Origin of the sequence: Prosthecobacter sp. (assembly GCF_020439865.1) — a bacterium.
In the GTDB taxonomy this organism is placed as follows: Bacteria; Verrucomicrobiota; Verrucomicrobiia; order Verrucomicrobiales; family Verrucomicrobiaceae; genus Prosthecobacter.
This window is the reverse complement of the sequence record NZ_JAGRPF010000147.1, coordinates 42,042-58,260: the sequence shown is the minus strand read 5'-3', so window position 1 is coordinate 58,260 and position 16,219 is coordinate 42,042. Positions and strand designations below refer to the sequence as shown.

The 16,219-nt window shown below is 60.8% G+C and carries 16 protein-coding genes; 8 read left to right on the top strand and 8 right to left on the bottom strand.

Features of this window, described 5'->3' with window-relative positions; translation table 11 throughout:
* Nucleotides 1-68 precede the first annotated feature (68 nt).
* A complete protein-coding gene (locus KDL09_RS18215) occupies nt 69-1,478 on the top strand; it encodes a hypothetical protein (RefSeq protein WP_294388348.1) in 1,410 nt (469 codons plus the stop codon).
* A 21-nt stretch (nt 1,479-1,499) separates the two neighbouring features.
* Nucleotides 1,500-2,618: a M20 family metallopeptidase gene (locus KDL09_RS18210; protein ID WP_294388342.1), complete on the top strand. Its 1,119-nt coding sequence runs from the start codon at nt 1,500-1,502 to the stop codon at nt 2,616-2,618.
* A gap of 7 nt (nt 2,619-2,625) precedes the next feature.
* Here KDL09_RS18210 and KDL09_RS18205 read toward each other — a convergent pair whose 3' ends face one another.
* The 4 genes from KDL09_RS18205 to KDL09_RS18190 are packed head-to-tail and all read right to left on the bottom strand — an operon-like array spanning nt 2,626 to nt 6,590.
* Nucleotides 2,626-3,939 (bottom strand): PQQ-binding-like beta-propeller repeat protein, encoded by a 1,314-nt coding sequence (locus KDL09_RS18205; protein ID WP_294388339.1) that lies wholly within the window; start codon nt 3,937-3,939, stop codon nt 2,626-2,628.
* A 58-nt stretch (nt 3,940-3,997) separates the two neighbouring features.
* Nucleotides 3,998-4,924 (bottom strand): hypothetical protein, encoded by a 927-nt coding sequence (locus tag KDL09_RS18200; RefSeq protein ID WP_294388335.1) that lies wholly within the window; start codon nt 4,922-4,924, stop codon nt 3,998-4,000.
* 3 nt (nt 4,925-4,927) lie between these two features.
* Nucleotides 4,928-5,656, bottom strand: a complete 729-nt coding sequence (locus KDL09_RS18195) for an N-acetylmuramoyl-L-alanine amidase (protein ID WP_294388332.1) — start codon at nt 5,654-5,656, stop codon at nt 4,928-4,930.
* 43 nt (nt 5,657-5,699) lie between these two features.
* Entirely contained in the window at nt 5,700-6,590 is an 891-nt protein-coding gene (locus KDL09_RS18190) for a PfkB family carbohydrate kinase (protein WP_294388330.1), read from the bottom strand.
* A 70-nt stretch (nt 6,591-6,660) separates the two neighbouring features.
* On the opposite strand from KDL09_RS18190, the gene KDL09_RS18185 reads away from it, so the two are divergent.
* The 3 genes from KDL09_RS18185 to argA all read left to right on the top strand — a co-directional run bounded on the left by KDL09_RS18185 (nt 6,661) and on the right by argA (nt 9,717).
* Nucleotides 6,661-8,046, top strand: coding sequence for an MFS transporter (locus KDL09_RS18185; RefSeq protein ID WP_294388328.1), 1,386 nt, complete (start codon nt 6,661-6,663; stop codon nt 8,044-8,046).
* A gap of 67 nt (nt 8,047-8,113) precedes the next feature.
* Nucleotides 8,114-8,392, top strand: coding sequence for a hypothetical protein (locus tag KDL09_RS18180; RefSeq protein ID WP_294388326.1), 279 nt, complete (start codon nt 8,114-8,116; stop codon nt 8,390-8,392).
* Between the two features lie 11 nt (nt 8,393-8,403).
* Nucleotides 8,404-9,717, top strand: a complete 1,314-nt coding sequence (gene argA / locus KDL09_RS18175) for an amino-acid N-acetyltransferase (protein ID WP_294388324.1) — start codon at nt 8,404-8,406, stop codon at nt 9,715-9,717.
* 6 nt (nt 9,718-9,723) lie between these two features.
* Here the strand turns inward: argA and KDL09_RS18170 are convergent, their stop codons facing one another.
* The 4 genes from KDL09_RS18170 to KDL09_RS18155 form a co-directional block, all read right to left on the bottom strand.
* Nucleotides 9,724-10,302: a hypothetical protein gene (locus KDL09_RS18170; protein ID WP_294388322.1), complete on the bottom strand. Its 579-nt coding sequence runs from the start codon at nt 10,300-10,302 to the stop codon at nt 9,724-9,726.
* A gap of 42 nt (nt 10,303-10,344) precedes the next feature.
* Nucleotides 10,345-11,715: a threonine synthase gene (gene thrC / locus KDL09_RS18165; RefSeq protein ID WP_294388320.1), complete on the bottom strand. Its 1,371-nt coding sequence runs from the start codon at nt 11,713-11,715 to the stop codon at nt 10,345-10,347.
* A gap of 126 nt (nt 11,716-11,841) precedes the next feature.
* Nucleotides 11,842-12,141: a hypothetical protein gene (locus tag KDL09_RS18160; protein ID WP_294388317.1), complete on the bottom strand. Its 300-nt coding sequence runs from the start codon at nt 12,139-12,141 to the stop codon at nt 11,842-11,844.
* 53 nt (nt 12,142-12,194) lie between these two features.
* Nucleotides 12,195-13,151, bottom strand: coding sequence for an efflux RND transporter periplasmic adaptor subunit (locus tag KDL09_RS18155; protein ID WP_294388315.1), 957 nt, complete (start codon nt 13,149-13,151; stop codon nt 12,195-12,197).
* Nucleotides 13,152-13,304: 153 nt separating this feature from the next.
* On the opposite strand from KDL09_RS18155, the gene KDL09_RS18150 reads away from it, so the two are divergent.
* The 3 genes from KDL09_RS18150 to KDL09_RS18140 are packed head-to-tail and all read left to right on the top strand — an operon-like array spanning nt 13,305 to nt 16,212.
* On the top strand, nt 13,305-13,517 hold the full coding sequence (locus KDL09_RS18150; protein ID WP_294388312.1) for a hypothetical protein: 213 nt from the start codon (nt 13,305-13,307) through the stop codon (nt 13,515-13,517).
* 46 nt (nt 13,518-13,563) lie between these two features.
* Nucleotides 13,564-15,177: a sialate O-acetylesterase gene (locus KDL09_RS18145; RefSeq protein WP_294388311.1), complete on the top strand. Its 1,614-nt coding sequence runs from the start codon at nt 13,564-13,566 to the stop codon at nt 15,175-15,177.
* Between the two features lie 15 nt (nt 15,178-15,192).
* Nucleotides 15,193-16,212: an SAM-dependent methyltransferase gene (locus KDL09_RS18140; protein WP_294388308.1), complete on the top strand. Its 1,020-nt coding sequence runs from the start codon at nt 15,193-15,195 to the stop codon at nt 16,210-16,212.
* Nucleotides 16,213-16,219: the final 7 nt, after the last annotated feature.

The window sequence follows — 16,219 nt, the reverse complement described above, 5'->3', positions numbered from 1 at the left end:
ATGAGATCGGAAATACACAGCCGGAGGTGATGACTTCGCGTCCGTAAGAGGCTATGCTTTAGACAGCCATGACCTCATCAGATACGCATGCTCATGAGCCATTGCCAGGCGGGCCGCTGGTGATCCAGACGCAGGGATACACGCCACGGCTGTGGGCCGGACGTGATGCGATCTTTTTCACCAACGTGCAGAGCATGTTTTTCGGCAACGAAGCGCAGATGGAGACGTTGCGGCATGACTTTACCCATGCGGAGTCTTACGGAGCGCGGCTCGTGCCGGTGATGGGCTTGCTCTATCGCGGAGAGCGAAATGCGGTGGTGTTGGAGAGCAGGCCGGATCCTTCCTTGTGCAGCTACTTCAGCAACGATCTGGGTTTGAGGCTGCCGGATTTGCACGTGTTGAGCCATCGCGAATACGAAGACCTCGGTCAGGCGCTGGAACGTGGTGAAGCGCTGCCGTCACCGGAGTTGATGACCAAGCTCATCGCGCATGACGCGCCATTGCTGGATGGCTTCGTGACAGATGCCATTTTGGAACGCATCGCCAGGAGGCTGGGAAGGCGAACGCTGTCCACCAGTGAAGGCAGCCGGCGCGGCAACAACAAGTTCCTGCTGCATCAGCATCTTGAGAGCGAGAAGCTGCCGGTGTTCGACACCGAAATCGTCGCGCACCCCGGTGAAGTGGGCGGCGCACTCGAAACGCTCGCGCGATGTGGTTACCCGCGTGCGGTGATCAAGGCGCAGATCGGCGCCTCGGGGGTCGGCTTGATGAAGCTCGCCACCTCAGAAACCGGCGTGCTCGTGCCGGATTCTTTTTTCCACGAAGGACCGGCCATGGTGCAGGGCTGGCTGGAGACCGGGCGCGACGGCATCGCATGCATCCACAGCCCGAGCGTACAGATGTTCCTCGATGACGAGGCCGTGTATCTCTACGACCTGACCGAACAGATCCTCAGCCATGAAAGCGTGCATGAGGGGAATGAGTCACCACCGCCCTATCTGGATGCCTTGCCAGGCCTGGCCGAGGAGTTGTTTCATCAAGCGGGCATCGCCGGCCGGTGGCTGCATGCGCAGGGGTATCGCGGCACGGCGAGCGTGGACTTCCTCGTGGCGGTGCTTGATGAACCGGGCGCGTTTCGGGCGCATGTTTGTGAAATCAATGCACGGCTGACGGGTGCCACCTATCCTTCGATGCTGGCGCGGCATTTCCTTCCACGTGGTGCGTGGCTGATGCGCAATCTGCTGATGAAACGACCCGTGCCGGGCAGTGTCGTGCTGCAGTTGCTGGCGAAGAGCGGCGACTTGTTTCACCCTGGAATGGAGCGCGGCGTGGTGCCGCTGAATTTCAATCTCAGCGAACCCGGCCTCGTCGAAAAAGGCCAGTTCCTCTGCATCGGCCCGGTTCTCCAAGACTGCGAAGAACTGCTGCGACGCACGGAACAGCATCTGCCCATCGACTGGGATTACATTCAGGAATGATCCTCCCGTTTTACGACTTTCATGCCTTCCTCACCTCCGATCGACCGCCTCGTCACCCTCACACGTGATCTCATTGTCATTCCCAGCACCGAGAGCCGGCCGGAGGAACGGGCGCGCTGCTTCACGCTGCTGCGCAATCACCTCGAGTCACTGCCGGGCATCCAGATTCGCGAGTATCAAAGCGAGGGATTTGTCTCGATGACGGTGATGCCGCAGGGCGTTGAAAGGCCGGGCATCCTCATGGTGGCGCATCTCGATGTCATCGAGCATCCACATCCCGAAGCCTACACCTCACGCTTGGCGGACGGTCGTATCTACGGCCCGGGTTCCGGCGACATGAAGGGACAGGGCGCGATCATGCTGGAATTGTTTCGCGATCTGCAACGCCGTCATCCGGGGCTGTCGGTCGGACTTGCCTACACCTCGGATGAGGAACGTGGCGGCGAGAACGGCGTGCGTCATCTGTTTGAAGACATTGGTCTGCGCTGCGGACTCGCCATCGTGCCGGACGGCGGATCGATTCACGACGTGACCGTGGCGGAAAAGGGCATCCTGCATCTCAAGCTCAGCGCGCAAGGACGAGAGAGCCATGCCGCGCGCCCCTGGCTGGCGGCCAATGCGCTCACCACGCTTGTTCGAGGGATTCAGCGACTGTGCGATCACTTCGAAACGCTCAAGACGACCGACAGCAACGATCACTGGTATCCTACCTGCGTGCCGACGATCCTTCAGACGGCGAACCAGACCATCAACTGCATTCCCGGCGAGGCGGAGGCGTTCATTGATCTGCGCTTCCCACCACCGCATACGCGTGAATCGCTGCTGGCGCTGGTTCGCGAGGTTGCTGGGCCGGAGATTCATGTTGAGTGCACCATGGGCGCCGAGTCCACTCACCTCGCCCCGGATCCGCTCTACCTGCAGGTGACCGAGGACCTCACCGGCGAAGCCGTGCGGCTCGTGCGCGCTTCCGGCGGCAGCGACGCGCGCTTCATCGCGCAGTTTGGCATTCCGGTCGTGCTTTCCCGTCCGCTGGTGGGGAATCTGCACGGACTCGACGAATGGATCGATATCGAGTCGATGGGTCTGTACTACCGCATCTGCGAGGAGTTCATCTTGCGGAAGCTGGGAGTCGCAGGTTAGGCGAAGGCTATTTAGCGAGCGACGCGCATACGATTTCTTCATCGTTGCGCATGAAGACACACTGGTTCGCGAAGGCAGGATGCGACCACACGACGGCACGGCGCGGATCGGTGGTGGTGGGTTTGAGAATACTTGCGCGACTGATCTCTTCGTAGCCTTTCGGTGACAGCCTGGCGATGATGAGATCGCCCTGCTCGTTGGCGAGAAAGAAGCGGCCTTCGTGTTTGATGATGAAGGCGTTCGCCCAGCGCACGGGTTTGTCACCGGTTGTGGCGGCAAAGGTTTCCCACACGCGTTCGCCGGTGTCGAGCTTCAGGCAGCGAAGCTGGCCATAGCTGCACACACCGTAGATGTGACCGTCCTCGATGAAGGGCGTGCTGATGAGGCTGTGCAGCGTGTCGGTGTTCTTTTCGCTGAAGCTTTTGCCCTCCCATTGCAGTTCGGCGGTCGGCTTCGTGGTGTTCAGCTTGAAGCATTTCGAACTCGTGTAGAACGAACTGAAAAGCAGCAAGTCGCCTGACAGACGCGGGGTGGCCACCGTGAGTCCGGCGCGCACGTCCCATGGACAGGACCAGAAAATTTTGCCGGTGGCGGGATCGAGCGAGTTCACGGACTGCGGATGCCAGAGGATGAGCTGCTTCGTGCCGCCATGCTCGATCATCGTCGGTGGACAGTAGCCTGGCTCGCGGGCGTCGAGCGATCGCCAGAGTTCTTTGCCGCTGTCCTTGTCAAAGGCCATGGCCACACATCCCGGACCGCCGACGAGGCAGATCAGGCGCTGACCATCGAGCAGCGGATGACCGGCGAAGCCCCACATCGGTGTGCGGGCGCCGTAGTCGGCCTTGTAGTCGTGTGACCACAGCACCTTGCCGTTTTCGGCATCGAGGCAGAACAGATTTCCTTCCGCGCCGACCGTCCACACCTTGCCATCGCTCACCAGCGGTGTGCAGCGCGGGCCGGTCGAGTAACTCATGGTGTAGGTGCAGTCGTAGCGATGTTCCCACTGCAGCGCACCGGTTTTCTCTTCGAGGCAAAGCACGCGCTCCGTGCCGGCAATGAGACCACGGGAAAACGCATTGCCTGGTGCCCGTGTGTTCACCGCCACCTGACGGTCCATGAGATAGACTTTGCCGTTCGCGACTGCCGGTCCGGTGTAACCACCGCCGATCTTGACGCGCCAGAGCACCTTCGGTCCACCGTCAGGAAAAGTGCCGATAATGCCAGACTCACGCCAGACACTGTCACGATTCGGACCGAGCCACTGCGGCCAGTCATCGGCATGGAGAGAGGCGCAGGCAAAGAGGAGAAGCAGGGAGCGCATGCCTGAATCAAACAGAACAACCATCGACATGTTGCAGGTGATCTGAGCCGGCTGTGGGTCAGCGCTTCACTTTCAGCAGCGGCGTCGGCAGATGTTCGCTGGTGAGCCAGAGCGTGATGTTGTCGGCGTCGTAGCAGACGCCTTCGACCTGCCTCAGCAGCTCGGGTTCTATGCGCACAGGAGGCTGCTTCAGGGCTACAGCCAGCGGTTTGCCTTCCGGCAATATCCATTCATAGAGGCTGCTGTAGGTGCAGACGACCATGCGTGAACCGTCCGGAGCGAAGCTCGCACCACTGGCCATGCAATTGTCATGGGGGCGCTTGCCGGCGCGGATCAGTTCAGGAAACTGAATGTCGACGATCTTCTCCAGAACCATGCTCTCTTTGGGCTTCAACGGCTGAGGAAACGCATACAACGCGCTTTTGCCTTCTTCGCTCTTGGTCAAAATGTAGAGCCGGTTGGTTCGCGGATGAACCAGCAAGCTCTCGGCGTTGTGCCTTCCATCGGGGTAGTTCGCACGCCAAAGCTGTGGTGCTGCTGTTTCGGTTTCCGCAACAGTTTTGCCAGGCACATTGATCTCCGGTTCGGGGATCTGATAAACTTGGACCGAAGGTCGCAGAAGAAGATTGTCGCCGATGTCGCCAATGAAGAGCGCCGGAGCCCCCTTCTCATCCTTGCCCATCGCGAGCCCCTCCCAGTCAAAATTTGCAGCGTCACGCACCCGCACCTTCGCGCGGGTCTTGCCGCTGCGGTCGATGGCGAAGACACAGGGCTCGCCCCCGGAATCGTTCATCGTCCAGAAGATCGAGCGATCACGGCTGCCAAGCGCGAGGCCGGAACTTTCGTTGATACGTTTGTCGTCGAGGATCGCCACACGCTCGCTGACGCTGGGCACCGGCTTTTCGGGCCACGCGACAGCGCTCTGACCCCACACCGCCGACACGACAGTGAGCACGAGTGCGAACTGGAGAACTGCGCGTTTCATGGCTCACCCAAGTGGTGTGGCAGGTCCTGGCAACATGCGGCTGTAATGAAAATTGACGCGGTTGAGGAACCACTGCCATGTGTGGCCCGGACGTCCGCGCTCCAGCAGGAAGTGCGGACAGTCCTTGTGTGCCGGGCTTACCCCGGCGCGCGGCCAGTGGTAGTGCGGAACCACATGGCTGAGCGGAATGTCATACGCACGCATGAGATACGCGGCTAGACGCGCGGTGCGGTCGATGGTCATAGCGAGGTCGTTGCCATTGTGCTCGCACATCTCGATGCCGATGCTGTAATTGTTGCCGGGGCCGTCGAAGTCGGCGTGCTCGCCTTGCTCCCGGCAGGGCAGATGCTGGATGGCGATGTCATCCTGCACGGTGAAGTGCCAGGTGAGATAGCCGATGCGATTGCCCCCCTTGCGCTTCGGAGCGCGCAAGGCGCCACGTTTCAACGCGAGCGCATGATTGTACGCGTTGCCCGTGTAGTTCTGCGTGCTGTGGATGGTGATGTAGCGCGGCTTCATCGGCCGATAGTAGCGACGGCCCACCGTGCCGGAGGGAATGATGTCGAGCTTCACCCGTGCCTCGGCGAGCAGCTGATCCGGCGTCATGGCACCGGGAGACACTGGGCGAAATCGCGCCTCCCAACGTGCGATGCGCGAGCCGTCATAGGTGGCGCAGGCCACAACGACGAAGGCGAGAATCAACGGCAGGAATAATACGACGTTTCTGCGCATGCGTCTGTTTACTGCCTCACTGCCAAAGTTCAATGTTCAAGCTTCAAAGTTTCAGCCGCAGGGTATGGCGACCGCCCAGTTTTTCGGCCGTCAACGCCGCCTGGCGGCCGGCGACCGCCGCGCATTGTTCCACGGCATCGCCTTTGAGCCAGCCATGCAGAAACCATCCGTGGAAAACATCGCCACAACCCGTCGTGTCGGTCACAAGGCATGCGCAGGCCGGCTGATGGAAATGAGCCCCCTTCGAAGTCCAAACGTGACTGCCCCCCGAGCCGACGGTGATTACCACGATCTGCGCAGGCGGCTGCAGCAACGCCGCAGCCATCTCCTGCAAATCACTCGCTCCCGTGCATCGTTCCGCGAATTCACGAGCCACGATGCGGATATGGCTCGCATCGACGAGATCACGCAAAGATTCCCGCCATCGGCCCGCGCCACCGTCAAAGGAGATGGACACCCCGTGCTGCTGAGCGAGCCCCGCCGCATGACGTGCGGCAGCTTCGTGGCGGCCGTTGAGATGAAGCAGTCGCGCGTGAGTGAATAGCGATGCATCCACCTCATCGGGCGCAGGCTCACCCGCCGTGGACGGCACATAGACAATCTGGCGGGCTCCATCACTCTGACGCACCAGAATGCTCGCGCTCGCAGAGCGTGCTCCCGGCATCACGCGCACATGAGAGGCGTCCACTCCGAATTCCTCCAGGCCAGCACGGATTCTCCGTCCCGTCACATCGTCACCGCAGCGATCAATCAACACACAACGATGTCCGCCTGCTGCGAGCACGCACAACGCCGTTGCCACGGGACCGCCGCCTTCCTCGACGTGTGCAAGCGCCTGCGTCACGTGCTCGTCCGCGCGGAACTCAGGGACAATCGAGAGCGCATCGAGCGTGGCCGCACCGATGCCGATAACATTGAAAGAAGCGGCTGCCATGACACGGGCATGATTAACGTGATTTCGTGATTGTCATCTCCCGCCATGTCATTCAACATCCGCGCTTCTCATGAGCACTCCGACCATTCCCGACTCGAACGCGCCTTGGTACAAACAGATGAACGGCTACCATTGGTTTGTTCTGATTGTGGCCTCTGCTGCATGGTTTTTTGACTGCCTCGATCAGCGTCTGTTTTCGCTCGCACGCGTGCCCGCGCTCGTCGAACTGATGAAACTGCCTCCGACAAGCCCTGACCTGCAGGCATTCGGCAAAATCGTGACGGCCTGCTTCCTCATCGGCTGGGGCGTGGGTGGTCTGACCTTCGGTGCACTGGGAGACAAATATGGCCGGGCCAGGATGCTGACCCTGACGATTTTGATCTATTCCGCTTTCACCGGCCTGAGCTATTTCAGCCGCACTCAAACGGACTTCACCATCTTCCGCTTCCTGACGGGCGTGGGTGTGGGCGGCGTGTTCGGTCTCGCAGTGTCCTTGATCGCGGAAACCGTTCCGAATGGCGCACGCACCCAGTGTCTGGGGCTGCTGCAGATTCTCTCCACCATCGGCAACCTCGCCGCGGGCTTCGCCAAAATCGGCATCGACTCCCTTGAAGCCAGCGGCACGATTCATGCCGGATCCGGCTGGCGCTGGATGTTCCTCATCGGAGCGGCACCTGCGCTGATGATCATCTTCACCCGGAAATACCTGAAGGAACCTGACGCGTGGCAACACCTGAAAGACACCGACCAGCTTCCGAAGGGCAGCATCTTTGCACCGTATGCCGGCCTTCTCGCCAGCGCGCACTGGCGGAAGAACCTCCTCGTCGGCGCTGTCATCGCCAGCACGGGTGTCATTGGTCTCTGGGCCATCGGCGAGTACGCCGTGGACCTGCAGAAGGTCGTCTTCCGGCAGCACTTTGAAAAAGCCGGCATCGCGGCCGACCAAATCGCCGCCGAGGTCAATCATGCGATCTCCGTGGCCTATCTTTGGAACATGCTGGGAGCCGCTGTCGGCATGACCTTGTTTACCAATGTGGCCAAAATGGGCCGCCGCCTCGCTTTCTTCCTCGGCTTCAGCGCCGCGCTTGTCGTGACCTTCCTCGTCTATTGGAAGATGAGCGACCCGATCGCCGCACGCTGGATGATGTTCTTCATGGGCGCCGTGCAGCTGAGCGTGTTCGCCGGTTTCGCCATCTACCTGCCGGAGCTCTTCCCCAGCAAGCTGCGCAGCACGGGCACCAGCTTCTGCTACAATCTTGGACGCTTTGCCGCGGCCGGCGGCAGCTTCTTCTCCGCCACGCTCACCGCAGGCATCTACGGCAAGTTTGCCACACAGGATCCGGCGCTGCCGCTGCGCTACGCCGCCATGACCATGTGCGTCATCTTCCTCATGGGCATCTGCATTCTGCCGTTTGCTCCTGAGACCAAGGGCAAACCGCTGCCTGAGGATGATTGACCGGCTTCGCCGGAATGACGAACGTGGAATGCCTTCGTCATTCTAAAATCGCCCTCGTCATTTTGCCATGTCCCCCGCCGAACTCCAGGCTCTCAAAGATCCCTCGGGCCTCTCGCCCGAGGCCCACGCTCTCTGGCATGTAAAAAATGGCGACTGGGATTCCGCGCACAACATCGCACAGGACATCCACACCAAGATGGGCTCGTGGATTCATGCCCTGCTGCATGTGATCGAGGGAGATCAATGGAACGCGGACTACTGGTTCTCGAAAGCCGGCAAGCCGTCGCATGGGCCGAAGGAGATCGACAAACTTTGGGATGAGATCGCCGCAGTTGTGCTATCTTGATAGCTACGACCTTGAACAACGACCCCACCAAACCCCAGCAACGCTTCGAAGATTTGCGCGGCATCCTGCGCTACGTGCCGCAGTTCCGGCAGCGTGTTTTCGTGATCGCCTTTGATGGCGCGCTCATGACGCAGCCCGGCTTCGCCAGCATTCTCCAGGACGTGGCGGTGCTGCAGTCGCTGAACATCGAGGTCGTGCTCGTGTTCGGCGCACGCGCCCAGGTTCGTGCGCTTGCGGCCAAACGCGGCATCACGCTCTACAATGATGACGGCATGGGGCTCACCGATTCCGCGGGCATCGAGATCGCCGTGGACGCGATCATGCACCAGTGCAGCGATCTCATCGCCGATCTGACCGCGCTGGAGATGCCCGTGGCCGTTTCCAACGCGCTCGCCGTTCACCCAGCCGGGGTCATCGACGGCGTGGATCAGCAGTTCACGGGCCGCATCGAACGTGTCGATGAAGAATCGCTGCGCTCGCTGCTGAAGGCGGACATCATTCCCATTCTTCCCCCGCTCGGCTATGACGGCAAAGGCACCACGCTGCGGCTGAACTCCGACGCCGTTGCCGTCGAGGTCGCCATCGCGCTGCAGGCTGCGAAAGTCATCTTTGTCGCCGAATCCGGCCTTACGAACGCGGACGGCACGCGGCTGGCCCAGATCTCCGTGGCCGAGGCGCGGGAGATGTACAAGAAGAAGGATACGAAGCAGGATGTGAGCATGCTCTCGAAGCTGCGCTATGCCGCGCTGGCCTGCCAGGAAGGCGTGCCGCGCGTCCACATCGTCGACGGAACGCAGGACGAGGCGCTGCTGGCCGAGTTGTTCTCCAATGAAGGCGTCGGCACGATGATTCATGCCGACGACTACCAGCAGATCCGCAAGGCCCGTTCCTCCGACGTGCCCGAACTCCTCTCCATGATGCAGCAGAGCATGGATGAGGCGGCGCTCGTGCCGCGGTCACGCGATCAGATTCAGTCGAAGATCAAAGACTTCTTCGTGCTCGAGCTCGACGGCAACCCCATCGGTTCCGTGGCCGTGCACACCTACGAGGAGGACGGGCGGAAGATCGCCGAACTGGCCTGTCTGTTCGTCCGCCGCTCGCACAAGAACAAGAATCATGGCCGCAAGCTCGTGGCCTTTGCCGAGGAGACGGCGAAACAGCGCGGCTGCGAAGTCATCGTGGCTCTCAGTACACAGGCCTTCCGCTTTTTTGAGGAGAAGATGGGTTACACCGTGACCGATCCGAGCGCCCTGCCGCTCAGCCGCCGCGAAAAGTACGACAAGAGCGGCCGAAACTCGAAGGTGCTGGTCAAGGCGCTCAAGTAACGCCGGCTACTCGAGCCGCGGCACCTTGGAATAGAGCAGCGCGTTTTCGACGATCTCGATCGCCTTGTCCTGAACCTTTTCACCAATGAAACGCTGCTGGAAATCCACGCGGCACTTGCGGCCGTCCTTGGCGAAGGTCACCCAAAACTCGGTGGACTTGACGCGCTTCGAGGCGCCGGTGGCATCGGCCCACTCATAGTGAATCGTCTGTTCCTGCGTCGTCTCAGTGACTCCTTTGGCATTGACCGTCACGGAGTAGCCGAGAACCTGCCAGCCGATCCAGAGCGCGGCCACTCCGACCAGAAACAAGGCGGTCCCCAAGGTGATGAAAGGAGCGATCGCCCTGACGCGGCCGAAGAAACCACCATTGCCGTACTCGAGGGCGAAGAACTTCACCCGCGCATACATGATCTTCACCAGCATCAGGGCCGCCAGGATCAGCAACGGCCCGCCACCGAGAAGACCCCAGGAGTACATGTCACCGATCATGAGCGTGACGCCGTTGCCGGTGTCGCTGCCCTTGGTCAGGTAGGGGGAGAGGTCCAGCAGGCCGGTGACGTCGAAGGATAGGGGCAGCAGGTTCATGAGATGTCTTTATGGGATTAAACCAAGCCCCTGCCGAGAACGTCAAGGATTCGTTCCGTGACTTATGTGTTTCCGAATGAACGCCTGCACCTCGGCCACGTCAGCAGGAAGCGGCCAGGTTTGCAAAGGCTTCGACTTCAACGCTTCGAGTGTTGGATGCGTCGGCTCGCTGCCGGTGGCTTGTTTGACCACGTCGGGGAATTTCGCCGGGCTCGCCGTGGACAGCACCACGCTCACGCGATCCTGCGCCATGTCGGTGAAAGCGCAGGCGGTGTGCGGATCGAGCACATACTGCCAGTCCTGCCACATCTGCGCGATGACGCGCTCGATCTGCGCATCGTCCATGCGCGTGGAGCGCATCGAGGTTTTCGGCAGGTCGATCTTGAATGGTGCGCCCGATTTGATCTGCGTCATCACCTCGCGCACGCGCTGAGGATTCTGATCGAGGATGTAATAGAGGAAGCGCTCAAAGTTCGACGCCGCCTGGATGTCCATGCTCGGCGCATGGCTCGGATGCACGTCGCTCTGATGATAGTCACCCGAGGTGAAGAAGCGATGCAGGATGTCGTTCTGATTCGTCGCCACGCGGAAACCGCCCGCCGGCATGCCCGTCTGCTGCGCCAGCCAGCCGGCGAGCACGTTGCCGAAGTTACCGGTGGGCACGACGTATTCGGCCGTAGCCCTGACTTCTTCAGGCAGTTTCAACGACGCCCAGATGTAATAGACGCATTGCGCCAGCACGCGGGCGATGTTGATCGAGTTTACCGCGGAGAGGTTCACCGAGTTCGCGAAGGCGGTGTCGCCAAACGTGTCCTTCACCACTCGCTGCGCATCGTCGAACGTTCCGGGAACCGGAATGGCGAAGACATTGTCCGCGCCCGTGCAGGCCATCTGGCGCTCCTGCAGCGGCGCCACGCGTCCGTTGGGATACAGAATGAAAATGGTGATGCCGTCCTGCCCCATGCAGCCGTGAATCGCCGCAGAACCGGTGTCGCCGGACGTGGCACCGAGCACGGCGAGGCGTTTGCCGCTGTGCTCGACCTGACGCTTGTAAAGCAGGCCGAGCAATTGCAGCGCGAAGTCCTTGAAGGCGAGGGTCGGGCCGTGGAACAGCTCCAGCACATAAGTTTTGTCCGTGATCTTCTTCAGCGGCGCCACGTCCGGTGAATCGAAACGGCGGTAGGCCTCCGCCGTGAGCTGATGCCACTCCGCGTTGCTGATCTCCGGCGCGAACAGCGTGAAAAACTCCGCCGCGAGTTCAGGATACGTCAGCTTCGACCAGGCGGTCAGTTTGTCAGCAATGCTGGGCAGATTGTCCGGCAAAAACAGCCCGCCATCCGGCGCCAGTCCGGCTTCAACGGCTTCAGAAAACGTATGCGGCTTCGTCTGGCCGCGGGTGGAAATGTAATGCATGGGCGAAATCAATGGGGCGGACATTCATGCGTGGGATTTCGGGGGACTCAATTTGTTCTTCTGCCCTCCCAGCAACCTCACTCTTACACACGGAAAGCGACCAGGATGCAGCCGCCTCGTCTGAGGTCAGTGCAGGGCCACATTGCTGATGAGTCTGCCTGACGGTTTGAAGAGCATCTCCCTCCCCGTTCCGGGCACAAACAAAATGCAGCCGCAATTCGTGTGCCTGGGATCAATCTGGTGAACCTGCACCCGCCAAATACCATCGCTTTCCTTCGTCAGACGCGAGGCAAGCTGCGCTGACGATGGCAGATGTTTGCCGGCAATTCGTTTCGCAGCCGCCTCAATCTCAACTTCGGTGGCCCGTTGGTCGATTTGGCTGCAGGAGGCGATCACGCTCACGATGAACAGCAAACAGGTTTTCATCTCGATGGAAAAAGGCGTTTAGACGACAAAGCGGCGGACAGCCGACGGCAAAATCAAAGCTGCTTCTTCCTCGGAATAAACACATCCACCTGCTGCCCGACGTAGAGGTTTTGATCCTGCGGTTTGTCGAGCTTGTAGATGACCTGGAGCACGCGGGTGTCCACGCGTTCGGTACTCGCACCGGTGAGGGAGACCTTGGGGATGACGTAGGGCTCGATGCGGACGAACTGCACTTTAAACTTCTTCGAGGAATCGCTCTTGAGGGAAAAACTGGCATCAAGACCGGGGGCGACGCCCATGGCGTTTTGTTCATCGACATCGGCGCGCACGTGCAGCGTGGAAATGTCCCCGAGGACAAGCGCGGGCTGTTTGTTCTGCGGGGAAGCGTATTCGCCGGCGCGGATGTTCACCTGCAGGATCGTGCCGGACTTCGGGGCTTTGACGGTGAGGCGGTCGATGAGGAGCTGCGTCTGCTTCACATCCGCCTGTGCGGCGGCGAGCTGGGCCTCGGCAGCCTGCAACTGGGCCTTGGCCACCCGCTCGTCATTGGTGCGGTTGCGCAGGTCGTCCTGGCTGATCGCGCGCTGATCCGGGATGGACTTCAGGCGGTCGAGCATGTCCTGCATTTTGACCTGCTCAGCCTGCGCGACAGCCTTGTTGGCCTCGGCCACAACAACCGCGGCATTCAGCTTCAACAATGCCGCGCGCAGCTCGCGATCGTCGAGGATGAGCAGCGGATCCCCCTCCTTGACGACCTGATTGACGGCGACCTTGACCGCCTCGACCAGACCCGGAGCCGGCACGCCGATCTCGATGTTTTCATCCTTCGCTTCGAGAATGCCCGTGGCGGCGATGTTGTCAGGCGCGTCCTTCTGCGGCGGAGCGACCGGCGGCGGCGGGATGGCCGACTCCTGGCTGCGGATGGTCTGCAGCACGAACCCCATGGCAACCACGCCCGCGATGGCGAGGAGGTAGGTCGAGTAGCGGATGGCGTTGGAGACGAGGTTCATGGGCGGCAGATTAAATGACGAATCGCGAATGCGGAATGACGAATGTGCGGAGGTTTACGCCCGAAGCAGGAGCCGGGACTTCATGCTTCACCCAACGGAGCTCCGGCCTGATCCGCATCTTGCACGCGCGTGGGGGCGCTCTAGGCTGAAAGCATGGACCGACCCGCCGCCATTGCCCAGATCCGCGAATCCTGCAAAAACATCGCCCTTCAGTTCATGAAGATTCATCCCGCCGTGCCCGGACTGGCCGACGAGGAGACGCAGAAGGAATGCTTCCGCTGCGTGCATGAGATGACCGTTCTGCTGGAGACGATCAAAAAGAAGATCGGCCGCCTCGAGCGTACGGACGACAGCACACTTCTGTGACATTTGGCTTACTTGCCCGAACTTGGACCCCGCACGAGACTTTTTCATGAAACACGCCTTTTTCTGCCTCCTGTTGCTGGCCACCAGCCTGCATGCCGAGGTCAAACTGCCCACGATTTTCTCCGACGGCATGGTGCTCCAGCAGATGCAGCTCGTGCGAGTCTGGGGCACCGGCGAGGTCGGCGAAGACGTGAAGGTGACTTTCGGAGATCAAACCCACAGTTCCGTCACGGATCCCGCCGGCCAATGGTCCGTGACGCTCAACCCGATGAACGCCAACGCCACGCCCGCCGATCTCGTGGTGGCCGGTAAGAACACGATCACGATCAAGAACGTGCTCGTCGGCGAAGTGTGGATCTGCTCCGGCCAGTCAAACATGCAGTGGACGGTACAGCAGGCCGGCAAGGCCGAAGAGGAGATCGCCGCGGCCAATCATCCGCAAATCCGCATGTTCAATGTCGAACGCAGCCCGAGCATGACACCCCAGTCCGACTGCAAAGGCGCCTGGAAAGAGGCCACCAGTGCGAACGTGGGCGACTTCTCCGCCGTGGGTTACTTCTTTGGCCGCCACCTGCATCAGGTGCTGCACGTGCCCGTCGGCCTGATCAACACCTCCTGGGGCGGCACACGCATCGAGGCCTGGACGAGCCGCGAAGCACTGGAGGAGCGCCCCTGCGCCTCCGAAATGCTCGCTGACTGGAAGGACTACGTCGCGAAGTGGGACGGACCGAAGGAGCAGGCCGCATTTGAGAAGCGTCTGGCAGACTGGAAGGAGCTCGTGAAGAAAATCGATGCGGAAAATGCCAAGCTGCCCGCCGATAAAAAGAAGACGAAGCCCCAGGCTCCCCGCCCGTCTGACGATCCGACCAAGACACCGCATCATCCCAGCGTGCTGTTCAACGGCATGGTGGCCCCGCTCGTTCCCTACGGCGTCAAGGGTGTCATCTGGTATCAGGGCGAATCGAATCAGAAACGTGCTTTCCAATATCAGGAACTGCTGCCCACGATGATCAACGACTGGCGCAAGCAGTGGGTAGACGCGTTCTCATTCTACATCGTGCAGCTCGCCAGTTTTGGAAACGGCAGGCCGGCGACCACCGACGCCGGTGTCGCCGACACCTGGGCCGAACTTCAGGAAGCGCAGACGCTCACCGCACAGACGCTCGACAAATGCGGCATCGCCATCATCAATGACATCGGCGAGGAGAAGAACATCCACCCGAAGAACAAGCAGGAGGTCGGGCGTCGGCTCGCCTTGTGGGCGCTGGCGAAGGACTACGGGAAGAACGGCACCGAATTCTGCGGTCCGCTGTATCATTCCTCCGTCGTGGAAGGCGACAAGGTGCGCATCCAGTTCGAGCATGCCGGCAGCGGTTTGAAAACGCGCGACGGCGGTGAATTGAAGCACTTTCAAATCACGGGTGCCGACCAGAAGTGGGTCTGGGCCAAGGCGAAGATCGAGGGCAATGAAGTCGTCGTTTGGAACGAATTCGTGCCGCAGCCGGTCGGAGTGCGCTACGCCTGGGCGAGCTGGCCGGAAGGTGCGAATCTCGTGAACGCCGAGGGCCTCCCAGCCTCCTGCTTCCGCACCGACGACTTTCTGCCCTCCACCCTTGGAGTCGTGTCCCCTTTCAAGGAAAACGTGCCTGCGAAACCGTGACCGGCCAAGCCAAGCGTGCATCTCTTTCTCGCTGATCCCGACACTGCGCCCTTTCTCGCGGATGAACTGCGCCGTGCCGCACCCGGTTCAGCACTGCGCGACATCGACGGGCTCGGTTTCGCCGCAGATGTGAATCTCGACGGACTGCTGCTTGCCTTCGCACGTCAGACGCTCCCCGATGCCGTTGAAGTCCACGCTGCGTCGATCAATGCGTGGGCCGACCGCATCATCGAATCCGTCGCGGGCATCTTTCCCGATGACCAGCCGTGGCGTCTGCACCTCTGGCCTCAGTATGGCGAGGGAAAAGCAGGTCAAAACCGTTGTGAGTTGATTCGAGCAAGCCTGATGGAGCGGCTCAAAAAACGTCGCCGGCATATGCTGCGATCGCTGGTCGACACAGACGCTGTTTTTGATTGCCACACCTCGTTGGTGCAAGGGGTGCTCACGTCTCCCGAAACCGGCTGGCTCTCCGTAGCGCCCGCGCCGCGTGCTTATGCTTTGCGAAGTTTGATTTCGTCGTTCCCACGTGGCGAAGTACCGCTTGCTGATGACAAAAGCGCGCCTTCCCGTGCCTTCACGAAACTGGTCGAGTCCGAGCAGCGCCTCGGACGCCAGATCGAACGCGGCCAGACCTGTGTCGATCTCGGCGCATCTCCTGGAAGCTGGAGTTACGTCGCCATTCAGCGTGGCGCTTCGGTCATCGCCGTGGACCGCTCCGAACTGCGCGAGGACCTGATGCGCAACCCGCGCCTGCACTTTGAAACCGCCGACGCCTTTAAATACCGGCCGCCGCAGACCGTGGACTGGCTTGTCTGCGACGTCATCGCCGCCCCGCAGCGAAGCATCGATCTGCTGATCGAGTGGCTGCGCGAGAAGCGCATGCGGAATTTCATCGTGACGATCAAGTTCAAGGGACACGACGAGTATCCCCTGCTCGACGTGCTCAAACGCGAGGCCCAGCCTCTCTGCGCCGAGTTTCACCTCACACGCCTCTGCGCGAACAAGAACGAGGTCTGCGCGTTCGGAGTGGTTTGAAGCACGA